Source organism: Bradyrhizobium sp. UNPF46, from assembly GCF_006658625.1.
Lineage (GTDB): Bacteria > Pseudomonadota > Alphaproteobacteria > Rhizobiales > Xanthobacteraceae > Bradyrhizobium > Bradyrhizobium nitroreducens.
This window is the reverse complement of sequence record NZ_LFJB01000105.1, coordinates 1-16,770: the sequence shown is the minus strand read 5'-3', so window position 1 is coordinate 16,770 and position 16,770 is coordinate 1. Positions and strand designations below refer to the sequence as shown.

The 16,770-nt window shown below is 65.3% G+C and carries 16 protein-coding genes; 11 read left to right on the top strand and 5 right to left on the bottom strand.

The genetic code is table 11. The features are described 5' to 3' along the window. Window positions 1-2: 2 nt before the first annotated feature. Window positions 3-968, bottom strand: coding sequence for a tripartite tricarboxylate transporter substrate-binding protein (locus tag UNPF46_RS34155; RefSeq protein ID WP_142253006.1), 966 nt, complete (start codon window positions 966-968; stop codon window positions 3-5). A gap of 230 nt (window positions 969-1,198) precedes the next feature. Here UNPF46_RS34155 and UNPF46_RS34150 point away from each other — a divergent pair, with 230 nt between their 5' ends. Further along, entirely contained in the window at window positions 1,199-2,167 is a 969-nt protein-coding gene (locus UNPF46_RS34150) for a hypothetical protein (protein ID WP_142253005.1), read from the top strand. A gap of 18 nt (window positions 2,168-2,185) precedes the next feature. Here the strand turns inward: UNPF46_RS34150 and UNPF46_RS34145 are convergent, their stop codons facing one another. The 3 genes from UNPF46_RS34145 to UNPF46_RS34135 form a co-directional block, all read right to left on the bottom strand. Further along, window positions 2,186-2,674: a hypothetical protein gene (locus UNPF46_RS34145; RefSeq protein ID WP_181770246.1), complete on the bottom strand. Its 489-nt coding sequence runs from the start codon at window positions 2,672-2,674 to the stop codon at window positions 2,186-2,188. Between the two features lie 177 nt (window positions 2,675-2,851). After that, on the bottom strand, window positions 2,852-3,304 hold the full coding sequence (locus tag UNPF46_RS34140) for a DNA polymerase III subunit chi (RefSeq protein WP_142253003.1): 453 nt from the start codon (window positions 3,302-3,304) through the stop codon (window positions 2,852-2,854). A gap of 7 nt (window positions 3,305-3,311) precedes the next feature. Beyond that, window positions 3,312-4,811, bottom strand: coding sequence for a leucyl aminopeptidase (locus UNPF46_RS34135; protein WP_142253002.1), 1,500 nt, complete (start codon window positions 4,809-4,811; stop codon window positions 3,312-3,314). 340 nt (window positions 4,812-5,151) lie between these two features. Between UNPF46_RS34135 and lptF the strand changes: the two genes are divergently transcribed. From lptF to UNPF46_RS34090, 9 genes are all read left to right on the top strand, one after another. After that, on the top strand, window positions 5,152-6,321 hold the full coding sequence (lptF, locus tag UNPF46_RS34130; protein ID WP_100179118.1) for an LPS export ABC transporter permease LptF: 1,170 nt from the start codon (window positions 5,152-5,154) through the stop codon (window positions 6,319-6,321). After that, entirely contained in the window at window positions 6,318-7,415 is a 1,098-nt protein-coding gene (lptG, locus tag UNPF46_RS34125) for an LPS export ABC transporter permease LptG (RefSeq protein ID WP_100179117.1), read from the top strand. Before lptF ends, lptG begins: the two co-directional genes overlap by 4 nt. A 92-nt stretch (window positions 7,416-7,507) precedes the next feature. Continuing rightward, a complete protein-coding gene (locus tag UNPF46_RS34120; protein ID WP_245448432.1) occupies window positions 7,508-9,904 on the top strand; it encodes an LPS-assembly protein LptD in 2,397 nt (798 codons plus the stop codon). Between the two features lie 69 nt (window positions 9,905-9,973). Next, on the top strand, window positions 9,974-10,909 hold the full coding sequence (locus tag UNPF46_RS34115; RefSeq protein WP_181770245.1) for a SurA N-terminal domain-containing protein: 936 nt from the start codon (window positions 9,974-9,976) through the stop codon (window positions 10,907-10,909). Next, window positions 10,909-11,937: a 4-hydroxythreonine-4-phosphate dehydrogenase PdxA gene (gene pdxA, locus UNPF46_RS34110; protein ID WP_100179114.1), complete on the top strand. Its 1,029-nt coding sequence runs from the start codon at window positions 10,909-10,911 to the stop codon at window positions 11,935-11,937. Before UNPF46_RS34115 ends, pdxA begins: the two co-directional genes overlap by 1 nt. After that, complete coding sequence (gene rsmA, locus UNPF46_RS34105; RefSeq protein ID WP_100179113.1) at window positions 11,934-12,791, top strand: 16S rRNA (adenine(1518)-N(6)/adenine(1519)-N(6))-dimethyltransferase RsmA; 858 nt, start codon at window positions 11,934-11,936, stop codon at window positions 12,789-12,791. The genes pdxA and rsmA overlap by 4 nt, the downstream gene beginning before the upstream one ends. A 23-nt stretch (window positions 12,792-12,814) precedes the next feature. Next, window positions 12,815-13,873, top strand: coding sequence for an alcohol dehydrogenase (locus UNPF46_RS34100; RefSeq protein ID WP_142253000.1), 1,059 nt, complete (start codon window positions 12,815-12,817; stop codon window positions 13,871-13,873). 73 nt (window positions 13,874-13,946) lie between these two features. Next, a complete protein-coding gene (locus UNPF46_RS34095) occupies window positions 13,947-14,183 on the top strand; it encodes a hypothetical protein (RefSeq protein WP_100179111.1) in 237 nt (78 codons plus the stop codon). Window positions 14,184-14,524: 341 nt separating this feature from the next. Then, a complete protein-coding gene (locus UNPF46_RS34090; RefSeq protein WP_142253012.1) occupies window positions 14,525-15,241 on the top strand; it encodes a Crp/Fnr family transcriptional regulator in 717 nt (238 codons plus the stop codon). An 8-nt stretch (window positions 15,242-15,249) separates the two neighbouring features. Here the strand turns inward: UNPF46_RS34090 and UNPF46_RS34085 are convergent, their stop codons facing one another. After that, entirely contained in the window at window positions 15,250-15,444 is a 195-nt protein-coding gene (locus UNPF46_RS34085) for a hypothetical protein (RefSeq protein ID WP_246668801.1), read from the bottom strand. A 151-nt stretch (window positions 15,445-15,595) separates the two neighbouring features. On the opposite strand from UNPF46_RS34085, the gene UNPF46_RS34080 reads away from it, so the two are divergent. Further along, window positions 15,596-16,474 carry an AraC family transcriptional regulator gene (locus UNPF46_RS34080; protein WP_142253011.1) on the top strand — a complete coding sequence of 293 codons (879 nt, stop codon included), beginning with the start codon at window positions 15,596-15,598 and terminating at the stop codon, window positions 16,472-16,474. Window positions 16,475-16,770: the final 296 nt, after the last annotated feature.

Below are 16,770 nucleotides of genomic sequence, written 5' to 3'. Positions count from 1 at the left end.
GCTCAGTCGGCGTACTGCCCGGCGGCCTTGATGATCGGCGCCCAACGGTCGATCTCGCTCACCAGCATCGTGCCCAACGCCTCCGGAGTCGCCTTGTCCTGCGGGACGGGCTCGGTGTTGATGTCGTTGAACCGCGCGATCAAGGTGGGGTCCTTCAGCGCGGCCTGGAGCGCTGCCGTCAACTTCTGAATGACCGCCGCCGGCGTGCCCTTGGGCGCATAGATGCCGTGCCAGACGCCGAGCTCGAAACCTTTGAGGCCGGCCTCGTCGGCCGTCGGCAGATCGGGCAGGCTCTTCAGCCGCTCCTTGGTGGTGATCGCGTAGGCCTTGACCTGCTTGGCCGTGATCGGCCCCGTCGTGTTCGTCGCCTGGTCGCAGGTGAGATCGATCTGCTTGCCGAGCAGATCGTTCATGATCGGGCCGTTGCCCTTGTAGGGCACCGTGGTGAGCTGCTTCTGGATCGCCGTCATGAACAGCATGCCGCACAGATGCGATGCCGCACCTAACCCGGCATTGGCGTAGGTCAGCTTGTCGCCCTGCTGCTGGGCGTAGGCGACGAGATCCTTGAGTGTCTCAGCCGGAAAATCCGCACGCGCGATGATGGTCATCGGCGCGTTGGTCACGAGCCCGATCGGCGCAAAGGCCGTCTTGGTGTCGTAGCTCAGATTGCGGTAGAGCGTTGCCGCGGTCGAGATGCCGACATGATGGATCAGCAGCGTATAGCCATCGGGCTGGGCGCGCGCGGCGCGGGTCGTGCCGATGGTGCCGCCGGCGCCGGTCGCATTCTCGACCACGATTTGCTGTCCCAGCGACTTCCCCATGCCCGCGGCCGTCAGGCGGGCGATGGTGTCGGTCGGGCCGCCCGCGGCGAACGGAACCAGCATGGTGATGGGCCTCGTCGGATAGTCCTGTGCGAGCGCCGCGCCAGACGACAAGAGCAGAGCCGATACGAGGGCAATGAACCGCATGGTTTCCTCCGGATTTCTTCTTACGCAATATGAGCGCATTCCCGGCCGCGCCGCCATCAGGAAAGTGACTTCAGCAAAAGTGTCGCAATCACGGTCATGATCGCGCCGCCGATGCGATATCGTTTGCGCATAATCTCTCCAGAAAACCGCTTCGCGCTCTTCCGCATCGTGCCTTAAGTTGGCCAGTTGTGGGATCGACCACACGACAACCCAAGGGGCAACGGCCGGACATGCGACTTCAGCAGTATTTGCACCTGTTGGGAGCAACCCTGCTTGCAGCGTTTGGCGCGACCATGGCGTTGGTCATCCCGCTTTGCGTGCAGATCGAAGACCCGATCAACATCGTCGTCGTCAAGCAGGTCCTGACCTTGACGATGACGACGTTCATGGTCGCAACAACCCATGCCATGTTGTTCGGTGTTCCACTCTATCTTTTCGTCCGCCGTAGGCGACCGCGCGTCGGGATTGCGGCCTGCGCTCTAACAGGCTTCCTCATCGCTGCAGCGCCATTCAGCGTCCTCGCATTGATCGGTGGCGGCGCGCCAGCAATGGTCAATCGGTTCAATGGCGCGCCACCCCCGTTTAGTTGGATCGAGTACGTTAGTGCCGTAGCACTGCTGGGCTCGTCGGGCCTTGTTGGCGGCCTCACTTTTTGGGCTGCCATGAGATCGTCCATGTCTGGCTGGCGATCGTGGAGTGTCGTTTCTGCGGCCGCCCTTCTGACGGGCGGCGTGTTCATCCTGCCGATCGTCGTAAGGGACACAAGCTGCCACAATGTCTTCAGAGACGGCCGCACGTCCGTCAGACCGCAAGTCTATGCAAATTTGAAGGTGCCAGCCGAAGACTGGAAGAGACTCGAGCAAACATTCGCTGCCTTCGGTCAAGCGCAAGCGCTGTCGATTCGACGCGACGTACACACCCGGGATGGACGCATCATGTGGCGCAGCATGGACCTGTGCAACGATGCCGGAGTAAGTATCAGCGTAGGCGACGAGCCATGGCTCGCTGGCGTGCATTCGCCTCGCGCGGATGAAGGCATGACCTTCAGCATCTATTCGCTCAAGCCGGACTCGGGCTGGAGACTGCTCGCCCGCCATCTCCTCGATGAGATCGAGAAGATGTGGCCCGAGAGAACCACGTTCCGGGGACCTAGCGGCCAGATCCTGTCGTTCGAAGATGCGATGAAAGGACGGCCATAGCCGTCCTGCGGGCTCGCCTTACGCGTGCTTCTTCTTCGGCTTCACCGCCCTCGGCACCGGCTGCGGCTCCGGATTGCCCTCGATCGAGGACAGGCGCCCCGCCGTGAACGTGTAGATCCCCGCGCGCGGACCGGTTGCCCAGGTCACCACGGCAACGCGGCGGCCGGCGGCATCGTTGGAGAGATTGACGTTCGAGGGCGCGCCGATACCGCGCACCACGTCGCATTCGGTATGGCCGAGCGCAACCGTGCCGCCTATCGGGGCCGGCGACGTCGATGCATTGGCATCGGACGGACCAGGCGGCGGCGCCATGCCGGGACAGGCGCCGTCGGCGCTGACGAGATCTTCAGCGCCCACGGGCTTGTCGGGCGTCAGCGGCGGCGATTCAATCGAGATGTTCTTGATGAACAGCCGGCTCGGCGTGTTGAACCATTGTGCATCCTTGGCGGACGCGAGCAGATCGGTCCCGCCCGAGCAGCCCGCGACCAGCGGTGCTACGGCAACCAACGCAACTAGGAGCGACCTGGGAAGCTTTTGATGTCGCACGATAAACCAAATTCCCTGCGTGAAGGACCAGCCCTAAGCGATTGTCCCAACATCACTTTGCGGCACGAAGGTGACAAAGGCCAGCATCGCCCGAAAAGTGCAAATTATCATTAATTGCCAAGGATGATGCCAAGGACGCTAATTCCGACGTTGCCACCGGCCCCGCTCGTCGGCCTGCCAATAGGTGACATCAAATCCCCGCGCCTTGCAATCCGTCCAGGCGCTGCGGGCGAGCGCGAGCGCATCCGGATCGTCGCCGTTGAACAGCAGCACCATGCGCGCGTAGTCCTGGGCGTCCTGCGGTAGGGCGGCGCTGTCCACCAGAAAGCGGACATGGGCGCCGTTGGGATTGCCCTCCTCGATCGCCAGCACGATCGGCTGATCGGCGGCATCGTTCACGCGCCATGTCGCGTGCGGCAGGAAGGAATCGTCTCGATAGGTCCACAAATGCGCGTCGAGCGCGTCGGCCCGCTCCTCCGAGGTCGACTGCACCACGACGCGCCAGCCGCGCTCGAGCGATTTCTCGAGAAGCGGCGGCAACACGTTCTCCACCGTCATGTTTTGCAGATGATAGAACAGCACTTCAGTCATCGTGGGGTCACTTGCGCTCGTAGTGATCGGCGACCAGGCGATCGAGGAGACGGACGCCGTAGCCGCTTGCCCAGCTCTGGTTGATGTCGGTCTTCGGCGCTCCCATGGCGGTGCCGGCGATGTCGAGATGGGCCCAGGGCGTGCCGTCGACGAAGCGCTGCAGGAACTGCGCCGCGGTGATCGAGCCGCCATGACGGCCGCCGGTGTTCTTCATGTCGGCGAACTGGGAATCGATCAGCTTGTCGTATTCGGGGCCGAGCGGCATGCGCCAGACCTTGTCGCCGGTCTCGATGCCGGCCGTCAACAGGCGTTCGGCGAGCTCGTCATTGTTGGAGAACATGCCGGCATGCTCGGTGCCGAGCGCGACCACGATGGCGCCGGTGAGCGTTGCCAGGTCCACCATGAATTTCGGCTTCACCTTCTTGGCGACGTACCAGAGCACGTCGGCCAGCACGAGGCGGCCCTCCGCGTCGGTGTTGATGATCTCGATGGTCTGGCCCGACATCGAGGTGACGATGTCGCCCGGCCGCTGCGCATTGCCGTCGGGCATGTTCTCGACGAGACCGATGGCGCCGACCACGTTGGCCTTGGCCTTGCGCGCCGCCAGCGCGTGCATCAGGCCGACGACGCAGGCCGCACCGCCCATGTCGCCCTTCATGTCCTCCATGCTGCCGGCCGGCTTGATCGAGATGCCGCCGGTGTCGAAGCAGACGCCCTTGCCGATGAAGCTGACCGGCGCCTCGCCCTTCTTGCCGCCGTCCCAGCGCATGATCACGGTGCGGCTCGGCCGCGCCGAGCCCTGGCCGACGCCGAGCAGCGCGCCCATGCCGAGCTTCTGCATCGCCTTGACGTCGAGCACCTCGACCTTGACGCCGAGCTTGCGGAGCTGACTGGCGCGGCGCGCGAACTCCTCGGGGAAGAGCACGTTCGGCGGCTCGTTGACGAGGTCGCGCGCGATGACCACGCCGTCGACGACGTGCCCGGCGGCGACAAACGCCTTCTTCGCCGCCGCGACATCGCCGACCGCAAGCGAGATGTCGGCGCGCGAGCCGCCCTCCTCGCCGTCCTTCTTCTTCGTCTTGTAACGGTCGAACTTGTAGGCGCGCAGGCGCAGGCCCGAGGCGACCGCGACCACCTGCTCGCTGGTCATGGCGCCACTGGGCAGCTCCGCCATGACGGTCATGGTGGCGGCCCCGGCGCCAAGCTTGCCCGCCGCCACGCCGCCGAATTTGAGGAAATCGTTCGCTTTCAGGCCGGTCGCCTTGCCGGCGCCGATCACGAGCAGGCGGGTGGCTTTCACCCCCTCCGGCGCCAGGATATCCAGCACGGCCCCGCTTTTACCTTTGAAGGCGGCGGCGGCCGCCGCGCGCTTCACGAGTTCGATACCCCCGCCGAGTGCCTTGGCGGATGCCGGACCGACCTTCAGGCTGTCGTCACAGAACACGACCAGGATGCCACGGGCGGCTGACGACAGCGGGACGAAGCCGACCTTGATGGCATTGGACATGGGTAACTCCTTCAAAAATCTTGATCTTTTGATCATTCCCGGTCGCGGCGGGAGCCGGGCCTGAATGACGATTCACCGAGCCATGCGCACTATGGGCCAGCGGCCCGGCAGATGCCAAGCACCCCCCGTGGCCTCAAGGCCACAACGAGGGAAATATTAACCATATATTGAGGGTGCCACGGGGCAGCCATTTTGTTGACGGATCAAAGGGATGGTAGTGAGAGAGTGAGCCGTCGGAAGAGCCTTGCCGGTCGACCTTGGGGATCCCCTTTCGGGGATTGGTCGGACAGCCGGATTTCCGGCCGACATTGGGGACTTGGTGGGGTTCGTGCGGTAGCGCATGGGGTCGATCGATAGGTATATCTTCCGCACGACGCTGGCGTCGTTTGCGCTGGTCCTGGTCAGCCTCACCGGCGTGATCTGGATTACGCAGGCGTTGCGCGGCATCGACCTGATGACGAGCCAGGGTCAGACCATCCTCACCTTCCTCGGCATCACCAGCCTCGTCGTTCCCGCGCTCGTGCTGATCATCTCGCCGATCGCGCTGATGATCGCGATCTCGCACACGCTGAACAAGCTCGCGACCGATTCCGAGATCATCGTGATGAATGCCGCCGGCTTCTCGCCGTTCCGGCTGTTCTATCCGTTCTTCTACGCCACCTGCGTGGTGGCGCTGCTGGTTGCCTTCATCGCGGCCTATCTCGCCCCCGACGGCATGCGGCGGATCAAGCAGTGGGATGCCGAGATCACCGCGGACGTGCTCACCAACATCCTGCAGCCCGGCCGCTTCGCCCAGCTCGACAAGAACCTCACGATCCGCATTCGCGAACGCCAGCCCGGCGGCATCCTCGCCGGCATCTTCATCGACGACCGCCGCGATCCCAACGAGCGCGTCTCGATCGTCGCCGAGCACGGCGAGGTCGTGAAGAACGCCACCGGCTCGTTCCTGGTGCTGGAGACCGGCAATCTCCAGCGCTTCGAGGCGGGCAAGCGCGATCCGGCGCTGGTGGCTTTCGGCCGCTACGGCTTCGACATGTCGAAATTCTCCAACCAGGGCCGCGACGTCACCCTGGGCATCCGCGAGCGCTATCTCTGGGAGCTGTTCTCGCCGTCCGAGAAAGATCCCGTCTACATGCAGATTCCCGGCCAATTCCGCTCGGCCCTGCATGACAGCCTGCTCGCGCCGATCTATCCCTTCGCCTTCGCCGTGCTGACCTTCGCCTTCCTCGGGGCGCCGCGCACCACCCGCCAGAGCCGCAACTTCTCGATCGGCGGCTCGGTGCTCGCCGTGTTCGGCCTGCGCATGGCGGGATTTGCCTGCTCGGTGATGGCCGTGAAGTCGTCTGCCCCGGTGCTGGTCCAATACGCGATGGTCTTTGGCGCCATCGGCGTCGGGCTGTGGATGATCATCGGCGGCATCGTGGTCGAGCCGCCGCCCGGCCTGATGGAGGCCATCAACAGGTCGAATGCACGCATCGCGCGGCTGTTCGGACGTCCGGCCACCGCATGAGCATGCTCACCAACACACTCGGTCGCTATTTCGCCGGCCGCTTCGTGGTCGCCGCGCTCGGCGTGTTCGCCGGCATCTTCCTGCTGCTGGTGCTGGTCGACTACATCGAGATGGTGCGCAAGACCTCGGGGCTCGCCTCCGCCTCGGCGCTCATGGTGGCCGAGACCTCGCTGTTCCGGGTGCCGCAGCTTCTGGAGAAGCTGACGCCGTTCTGCATGCTGATCGGCGCCATGACCTGCTATCTCGCCCTCTCCCGCCGGCTCGAGCTGGTGGTCGCGCGCGCCGCCGGCATCTCCGCCTGGCAGTTCATCTCGCCGGCGCTCGGCAGCGCGCTGCTGATCGGCGTGATCGCCACCGTCGCCTACAATCCGATGTCCGCCAATTTGCGCGAGCTCTCCAAGCGCATGGAGGCCGAGCTGTTCGGCTCGGCGCCCGGCGGCGGCATCCAGGACGCCTCCGGCTTCTGGCTCAATCAGGTCACCAGCGACGGCCAGACCATCATCAATGCGGCGCGCAGCGAGCAGCAGGGCGTGCGGCTGACGGGGCTGACGCTGTTCCGGTTCGACCCGGACCAGCACTTCAAGGAACGCGTCGAGGCGCGCGAGGCGACGCTCGAGACCGGCCGCTGGCTGTTCAAGGGGGTTCGCCGCTTCTCGCTGGACGCGCCGCCGGTCGACCAGGCGACGTTGGAGATTCCGACGACGCTGACCGAGGCGCAGGTCCGCAACAGCTTTTCCACCCCGGAGACTGTGTCCTTTTGGCAACTACCGAGCTACATCCGCTCGTCCGAGAGCTCGGGCTTCGCGACAGCCGGATACCGACTCCAGTATCAAAAGCTTCTGGCGCAGCCGTTTTTGCTGGCGGCCATGGTGATGCTCGCGGCCTCCGTGTCGTTGCGCTTCTTCCGGATGGGCGGCGTGCAAAAGATGGTTTTGAGTGGCGTGGGCGCAGGCTTTCTGCTCTACGTTCTGTCGAAAGTGACTGAAGACTTGAGCAAGGCTGAGTTGATGCATCCGATCGCTGCGGCGTGGTTGCCCGTGGTGGTGGGCGGCCTCACCGGCTTTTTGGCCTTGTTGTACCAGGAGGACGGTTAGTGACTGCCGTCCATCGAGGACCCGTGTCTCGTTTGACGCGCCGCATGGTGATGCGCGCGAACGGGTCCGGCTTGTCTCTTCGCAGGCTGTTGATGGCTGTCGCTGCCGTGGCATCGCTCGGCGCGCTGATCGATGTTGCCACTGTCGCCCCCGCCTCGGCCCAGGGCTTCACCTACAATCCGCTGCCGCCGCGCCCCAAGCCGCCGAAGGCCGCCAACGACAACCAGATGCTGGTTCAGGCGACCGAGGTCGACTACGACTACAACAATTCGCGCGTGTCCGCGGTCGGTAACGTCCAGCTGTTCTACAACGGCACCAGCGTCGAGGCCGACAGGGTCATCTACGACCAGAAGACCAAGCGGCTGCACGCCGAAGGCAACATCCGCATGACGGATGCCGACGGCAAGATCACCTATGCCGAGATCATGGATCTCTCCGACGATTACCGCGACGGTTTCGTCGATTCGCTGCGCGTGGATACGGCCGACCAGACCCGCATGGCCGCGAGCCGCGCCGACCGCTCCAGCGGCAACTACACGGTGTTCGAGAACGGCGTCTACACGGCCTGCGCGCCGTGTCGGGACGATCCGAAGAAGCCGCCGCTGTGGCAGGTCAAGGGTGCGCGCATCATCCACGACCAGCAGGAGAAGATGCTGTATTTCGAGACGGCCCAGCTCGAATTCTTCGGCGTGCCGCTCGCCTACATGCCCTATTTCTCGACGCCCGACCCGACCGTGAAGCGCAAGAGCGGCTTCCTGATGCCGGGCTACATTTCCGGCACGTCGAACACGGGTTACGGCGTCGAGGTTCCCTACTATTGGGCGATCGCGCCCGACATGGACGCCACCATCACACCCCGCATCCTGTCGCGGCAGGGTGTGCTGCTGCAGGGCGAGTTCCGGCAGCGCCTGATCGACGGCGCCTACCAGATCCGCGCCTATGGCATCGACCAGCTCGATCCCGGCGCGTTTTCCGGGCAGCCCGGCGACAAGCAGTTCCGCGGCGCCGTCGACACCAAGGGTCAGTTCGCGCTGAACGACAAATGGGTCTGGGGTTGGGACGGCGTCCTGATGTCCGACTACTATTTCTTCTCGGACTACCGCCTCTACCAGTACCGCGATCCGCTCGGCTCGTTCCTGCTGCTGCCGACGGAGGCGCTGTCGCAGCTCTATCTGACCGGCGTCGGCAACCGCAGCTTCTTCGACGCGCGGACGATGTACTGGCTGAGCTATTCGGGCAACCAGAGCCAGGTGCCGATCGTCTATCCGGTGATCGACTATTCCAACGTGCTCAACTATCCGGTCTTCGGCGGCGAGTTCAGCTACAAGACCAATTTCGTGAACCTGTCGCGTGACCAGGCGGTGTTCGATCCGATCACCACGATCGCGAACACCAACAGCCTGTGCACCACGGCGTCGGCCGATCCGCTGGCCCGCACGCCGTCGCAGTGCCTGCTGCGCGGCTTCCCCGGCACCTACACCCGCCTCACGGCCGAGGCGCAGTGGCGCAAGTCGTTCACCGATCCGTTCGGCCAGATCTGGACTCCGTTCGCCAGCCTGCGCGCCGATGCGATCAACTCCTCGGTCTCCAACCAGCCGGGCGTGTCGAACTATCTTCCCGTCGGCGACACCCAGGCGTTCCGCCTGATGCCGACGGTAGGCCTCGAATACCGCTACCCCTTCATCAACGTTCAGCCCTGGGGTTCGACCACTGTCGAGCCGATCGCGCAGATCATCATCCGGCCGAACGAGACCTATGCCGGCAAGCTTCCGAACGAGGACGCCCAGAGCATGGTGTTCGACGCCTCGAACCTGTTCAGCGTCGACAAGTTCTCCGGCTACGACCGCGTCGAGGGCGGCGGCCGCGCCAATGTCGGCGTGCAGTCCACCACGCAGTTCGACAAGGGCGGCGCCGTCAAGGTGCTGTTCGGCCAGTCCTACCAGCTGTTCGGCATGAACTCCTTCGCGGTTCAGGACTCCATCAATACGGGTCTCGATTCCGGCCTGGACAAGCCGCGTTCCGATTACGTCGCCAGCGCCAGCTACTCGCCCAACAGCACCTACACGTTCAGCGTCCGCTCCCGCATGGACGAGCAGACCTGGAACGTGCAGCGCTTCGAGGCCGAAGGCCGCGCCAACTTCAATCGGTGGTCCGTCGCCGTGCTCTACGGCAATTACGCGCCGCAGCCGGAACTCGGCTATCTCACCCGCCGCGAGGGTATCCTGACCTCGGGATCGCTGAAGGTCGCGACCAACTGGGTGGTGTCGGGTTCGGCGCGCTGGGACCTCGAGGCCAACAAGATCAACCAGTATGTGCTCGGTGCCGGCTATGTCGACGATTGCTTCGTGCTGGCGGCGAACTACGTAACTTCGTATAGCTATTCTGCGGGCACCGCGCCGCCCGTGCTGAGCCACGCGTTCATGTTCCAGATCGGCCTGCGCACGCTGGCGAACTCGTCGACGACCAGCAGTTCCTCCGGCCTCCAGTGAACGTTTTGAAGTGCCGGCCGCGCTTGCCCCCAACACAGGCTCGACGCGGCTGACATGCGAGCGACAATCATGACGATCCCATTGCCCGCCTTCCGCCTCCTGCTCGCCATCAGTGCCGGGTTGACCCTGACCGGACTGCCCTCGCCCTCGCGCGCGCAGAACATCGTCGTGATGGTCAACGGCGACCCGATCACCGATTTCGACATCGAGCAGCGCTCCAAGCTCGACCAGCTGACGACGCAGAAGACCCCGAGCCGGCAGGAGGTCATCAACGAGCTGATCGACGACAAGGTGAAGATGAAGGAGGGCAAGAAGTACGGGGTCGATCCCGGCGTCTCCGACATCAACCAATCCTACGAGGGCATGGCGCAGCGCATGCGCATCACGCCGGAGCAGCTCACCAAGTCGCTCGAATCCAAGGGCGTCCGCCCCGAGACGCTGAAGGGCCGCATGAAGGCCGAGATGGTCTGGACCAGTCTCGTGCGCGGCCGCTACAAGGAGCGCCTCCAGGTCGGCGAGCGCGACGTCGCGCAGGCCGTGCAGGCCCAGACCGGCGACAAGCTCCAGATCGAGGGCACCGAATACAAGATGCAGCCGATCGTGCTGATCGTGCCGCGCGGCTCGTCCGCGGCGTTCCTGGAGACGCGGAAGAAGGAAGCCGAGACCTATCGCGCCCGCGTCGGCAGCTGCGAGGAAGCCAACTCGCTGTTCCGCTCGACGCCGAACGCGACCATCCGCGACACCGTCACCAAGACCACCGCTGAGCTGCCGGAGGCGCTGCGCAAGGTGCTGGACGACACCCCGATCGGCCACCTGACCGCGCCCGAGATGACCAAGAACGGCATCGAGATGGTGGTGCTGTGCTCGCGCAAGCCGACCATGATCGACACGCCGAAGAAGCGCGAGGTCCGCGAGAAGATGTATCAGGAGAAGTACGAGAAGACCCAGAAGGCCTATCTCGACGAGCTCCGCAAGGCGGCGATGATCGAATATCGCAACCGCTGATGGCCGCTTCCGCAGCAAAGCCGCTCTCCCTCCCCCTTGCCCTGACCCTGGGAGAGCCCGCCGGCATCGGGCCCGACATCACGATCGCAGCCTGGCTGAGGCGTCGTGAGCTGAACCTGCCCGCCTTCTATTTGCGCGGCGACGAGGCGCTGATCGCCCGCCGCGCCCGATCGATCGGTGTCGATGTCAGGACGGCCGCGGTGAGCCCCGGCGAGGCCGCGGCCGCTTTCACCGAGGCCCTCCCCATCGTTGAAACCGGCGAGCGCGCGACCGCCGAACCCGGCAAGCCCGACGCATCGAGCGCGCCCGCCGCGCTCGCCTCGATCCGGCAGGCCGTCGGCGATGTCCGACAGGGCCGCGCCGGCGCAATCGTCACCAATCCGATCGCCAAGAGCGTGCTCTACCGTGCGGGCTTCCGTCATCCGGGCCACACCGAATTCCTCGCCGAACTCGCCGCGGAGAACGGCCGCGTGCCGCAGCCCGTGATGATGCTGTGGTCGCCGCGGCTCGCCGTCGTGCCGGTGACCATCCACGTCTCCCTGCGCGAGGCGCTGAGCCAGCTCACCAGCGAATTGATCGTCTCGACGACGCGCATCGTCGCGACCGAGCTGAAATCCCGCTTCGGAATCGCGCGGCCGCGCATCGCGATCTCCGGCCTCAATCCGCATGCCGGCGAGGACGGCTCGCTCGGTCACGAGGAGCAGACGGTCATCGCTCCCGCGCTCAAGACCTTGCGCGGCGAGGGCATCGAGGCCAGGGGCCCGCTGCCGGCCGACACCATGTTCCACGAGGCCGCGCGCAAGCTCTATGACTGCGCGGTCTGCATGTATCACGATCAGGCGCTGATCCCGATCAAGACGGTGGCCTTCGACGACGCCGTCAACGTCACGCTCGGCCTGCCCTTCATCCGCACCTCGCCCGATCACGGCACCGCCTTCGACATCGCCGGCACCGGCAAGGCGAACCCTTCGAGCCTGGTTGCCGCGCTGAAGCTCGCGGGCCGCATGGCGGCAACGCAAAGCCGATGAGCGCGATCGACGACCTCCCGCCGCTGCGCGAGGTCATTCGCCAGCACGCGCTATCGGCGCGCAAATCGCTCGGCCAGAATTTTCTGCTCGACCTCAACCTCACCGCCCGCATCGCGCGCGCCGCAGCGCCGCTCGAGGACGCCACCATCGTCGAGATCGGCCCGGGCCCGGGCGGCTTGACGCGCGCGCTGCTCGCGCTCGGCGCCAAACGCGTCATCGCCATCGAGCATGACGAGCGCGCGATCCCCGCCTTGCAGGATATTTCCGCGCGCTACCCCGGCAGGCTCGAGATCGTGCATGGCGATGCCATGACCTTCGATCCCCGCCCGCTTCTCGCCGGCGAGCGCGCCAAGATCGTCGCCAACCTGCCCTACAACATCGCGACCCAGCTCCTGATCAACTGGCTCACCACCGAGCCCTGGCCGCCCTGGTACGACATGATGGTGCTGATGTTCCAGCGCGAGGTCGGCGAGCGCATCGTCGCGCACGAGGACGAGGAGGCCTATGGCCGGCTCGGCGTGCTCGCCAACTGGCGCTGCGAGACCAAGATCCTGTTCGACATCTCGCCGTCCGCCTTCGTGCCGCCGCCGAAGGTCACCTCCTCCGTCGTGCGCCTCACGCCGCGCGCAGAACCGCTGCCCTGCGATCGCAGGATGCTCGAGCAGGTCGCAGCCGCCGCCTTCGGCCAGCGCCGCAAGATGCTGCGGCAGAGCCTGAAATCGCTTCAAGCGGATCCGGCGCGGCTTGCCGCGGCCGCCGGCGTCGATGCGACGCGGCGCGCGGAGACGATCCCCATTTCCGGCTTTGTTGCCATGGCGCGTGAATTGGCGGATATACGCAGCGAAACTGCGTAACCAAGAATTTCGGAGGAAGGAATATGGCGTTGATGCGTCGACAGTCCCTGGTCAAGTTCGATGCGCCGCTGTGCGAGACCATCGTCGACACGCCGAAGCCGAAAGGCGCCGAGGTCCTGGTGCGCATCGAGCGTTGCGGCCTCTGCCATTCCGACCTGCACATCCAGGACGGCTACGCCGATCTCGGCGGCGGCAAGAAGCTCGACACCACGCGCGGCATGACGCTGCCCTTCACGCTCGGCCACGAGATCGCCGGCGTGGTCGACGAGGTCGGCCCGGACGTCGCGGCCGGTCTCGTCGGCACGAAGAAAGCCGTCTTTCCGTGGATCGGCTGCGGCCAGTGCCGCGACTGCGCCAATGGCGACGAGAATCTCTGCGTGAAGCAGCGCTTCCTCGGCGTCTCCATCGACGGCGGCTTCGCCACCCACGTGCTGGTGCCCGACGCGAAATATCTGCTTGATTACGATCCGCTGCCCGTCAACCAGGCCGCGACCCTGATGTGCTCCGGCGTCACCGCCTATGGCGCGCTCAAGCGCCTGGTCGATCGTCCGCGCCAGCGCAATCTGCTGCTGATCGGCCTCGGCGGCGTCGGCATGATGGGCCTGTCGTTCGCGCAGGCGATGTTCAAGCAGCCGATCACGGTTGCCGACCTCTCGCCGGCCGCGCGCGACACCGCGTTGAAGAACGGCGCCGCGGTCGCCTACGACCCGTCCGAGCCCGACGTGATCAAGCGCATCCTGAAGGAGACCGAAGGCGGTTTTGACGAGATCGTCGATTTCGCCGGTAACGAGAAGTCGATGGCCTTTGCGGTCGCGGTCGCCGCGCGCGGCGGCAAGATCGTGGTCTCCGGCCTGATGGGCGGCCAGTTCACCCTGCCGATGGTGCAATGGGTCTACAAGCGCATGACCATCGAAGGCTTCATGGTCGGCACGCTGGCCGAGGCGCAGGAGTTGATGGCGCTGGCGCGCGCCGGCAAGATCAAGCCGACACCGATGCGCGAGGAGCCGATGGGCGACGTCCAGAAATGGATCGACGAGCTTCGCGCCGGCAAGGTCGTCGGCCGCATCGTTTTGAAGAACTGACGATCGCTGCGGCGGGCCCGGCGCAAGTTGCGCCCGCCGCGGAACGCCTGCGGCCTCGCCGCGTTGGCTGCGCATGACCATTCGCTGCACCGTCGAAAGCGCATTCTTCATCGCCTGGAGCTGCCTGGAGCAGAGCGGCGAGCTCGGCCCGCCCGACGAGAGCGCCAACGTCATTCTCGACGCCATCGAAGCCCAGCTCAGGACCGGTGAACGCCGGCAGCTGATGCTCGCCAACAAGGCGATCGACGCCTACCGCACACATGCCGCCCAGCGCCATCCCACGGGGGATCGCGAAGCGCGCTTCGGCTGAGAAGTTCTCGCCGCCCCTCGGGGCGCCGGCCCGGCGGCATTCGAGCGGATTGAGGCCGGCGGTCCGTCGGGCAAGAGCGCACGGGGTACGGCGCTCGGCGGAAGGACGGTACGCCAATCCGCAAGCCCGCTATGTTCACTCCTGAACAAACCTCGCACGATCACCGTTGCCGGGCCGCGCGCAGGGCCGCTCCATCCTACCTTTCCGGAATCCCGGAACGCCGGCGCGCAACTTCTCTGGCCACCGGCGCGCCCTTGTGTGCACTTTGGAACCGTCGGTTCCGCCACGGAAACGTAGGGTTGTTGCTGGCGCCGATTCCCGGCCAGCCCAGAGAAGAAACTGTGACCGGTCGGCCCCACAACGATCTGCTCCGGCAGCTCTCCCACCAGGATTTCGAGCTGCTCGTCCCCCACCTCCAGCCGGTCGAAGTCGAGGCAAGCCAGATCCTGCATCACGCCGGCGATGCGGTAACGGCCATTCATTTCCCCTGCGGCCCCACGCTGGTGTCGTTCGCCGTGCCGGTCGAGGATGACCGCGAGGTCGAAAGCATGCTGGTGGGACGGGAGGGCGCTGTCGGCGTTGCCGCGGGATCCAGTCCTTCGCTCACCTATTCGCGCATCGTCGTGAAGCTCGGCGGCACCCTCGTCCGGCTGCCCCGGCGTGCGCTCGAGCAGGCGCAGCAGAGGTCGCCCCCGCTCCAGGATGTGTTCTTGCGCTATGCCGACTGCCAGTTTGCGCAGTTGCTGCAAACCGCAGCCTGCAACGCCGCGCATTCGATCGAGCAGCGTGCCGCCAAGTGGATCATCTCCACACAGGAACGGATCGGCCGGGCCGAGATTCCTCTTACCCACGAGCAACTCGCCAGCATGCTGGGCGTCTCCCGCAGCTATGCCAGTCGCGTCATCCAGATGTTCAAGGCAAGGCACATCCTCGCCACCCGCCGTGGCGCCATCGTGATCCTCGATAGGCCGGAGCTCCAGGCCAGAGCCTGCTGCTGCAACGACTGGGTGAAGAAGCATTTTGACGAAGTGCTGGGCGCGGCGACTGCCGGCGGCTAACGCCACCGTCATGCCTGAGGCGACGACTGCCGCTTCAGATGCAGATTGGTCGGAGTGAAATCCCCGGGCCGCTGCAATTCCCGCCATTTCAGCACGATCAGCTCGCCGTCGCACAGATCCATGACTTCGCTGCGCCGGAGCTCGACCTCCTCGGCGTCCTTGTCGTGGACCTCCATGAGATGACAGATGCTCGCTGCCGCCAAACGCGCGCTCACAATGCGGATTGCCCTGCTCCACCACAGCGCCCTAAACAGCCCTTGGCGGCGTTCTGCCCCCCGTGGCAGAACCGCAAGATCGGTCGAGCACGTCATGCCCGCCTGCGCTTTAGCTGGTGCTGCCACGGAGAACCGAACGATGACGGCGGCGCTTCAGACCTACCATGCCCGGATGCAGCGGGTGCTGGATCACATCGACCAGCATCTGGACGACGATCTGGACCTGGACGCGCTGAGCAGCGTCGCGGCCTTCTCGAAATTTCATTTCCACCGGCAGTTCACGGCGACCTTCGGACTGTCGGTGCATCGCTATATCCAGCTCGCCCGCATGAAGCGTGCTTCATACCGGCTGGCCTACAGCGACGCCGAAAGCGTCACTGACATCGCGATGGATGCCGGCTACGACGCACCCGACGCCTTCGCCCGCGCCTTTCGGCAACGGTTCGGGCAATCGCCGTCGTCGTTCCGCAACTCTCCCGACTGGGAGCCGTGGCTTGTGGCCTTCGGGCCTCTCGACAACGCGAGGAGCAAGCTGGTGAGGACTTTTACCCCTGACGACGTGACGATCCGCAATGTGCCCCCGACGCGGGTGGCGATCATGGAGCATCGAGGCGACCCGGCAACACTCGGCGACACCATCCGGCGGTTCATCGCCTGGCGCAAGGCAGGCGGCCTGCACCCCAGGACAAATCCGACCTTCAATGTCTGGCGGTCCGAGCGGCGACCAGCCTCGCCCAGCACCTACAGCACGGACCTCTGCGTCGGGACCGACCAGCCGATCGAGGCGAACGGCGAAGACATCAAGGCCGGCGAGATTCCCGGCGGACGCTGCGCGGTGCTGCGGGTGGTCGGCTACACCGACAATCTGGAGCCCGCCGCGCTCTACCTCTATCGCGACTGGCTCCCGGCCAGCGGCGAGGAGGCGCGCGACTTCCCGATCTATTGCCAGCGGCTGAGCTTCTTCCCTGATGTCGGCGAGCACGAGGCGACCGCGGATGTGTTCCTGCCGCTGAAATGAACCGTCACCGCAACCACCGTCATTCCGGGATGCGTGCGCGAGCACGCAGGCCCGGAATCCATCGGGCCGCATGCTCTGCCGTGCAATGGATTCCGGGTTCGCCCTTTTAGGGCGCCCCGGAATGACCAACATCGGCCCGGGCCACCGCGCGCGAGGCGTCGGGCAAAACACCAAACCGCCGCGTCAAGCCCTTCCCGCGAAAATATTCTGCTTTCCCGAATTTCGGATTTATGGCATACACCGCTCATCCCGGCCCTGCCAAAGGGGCGCTTCGCGATCGTCACGAGATGCGGGCC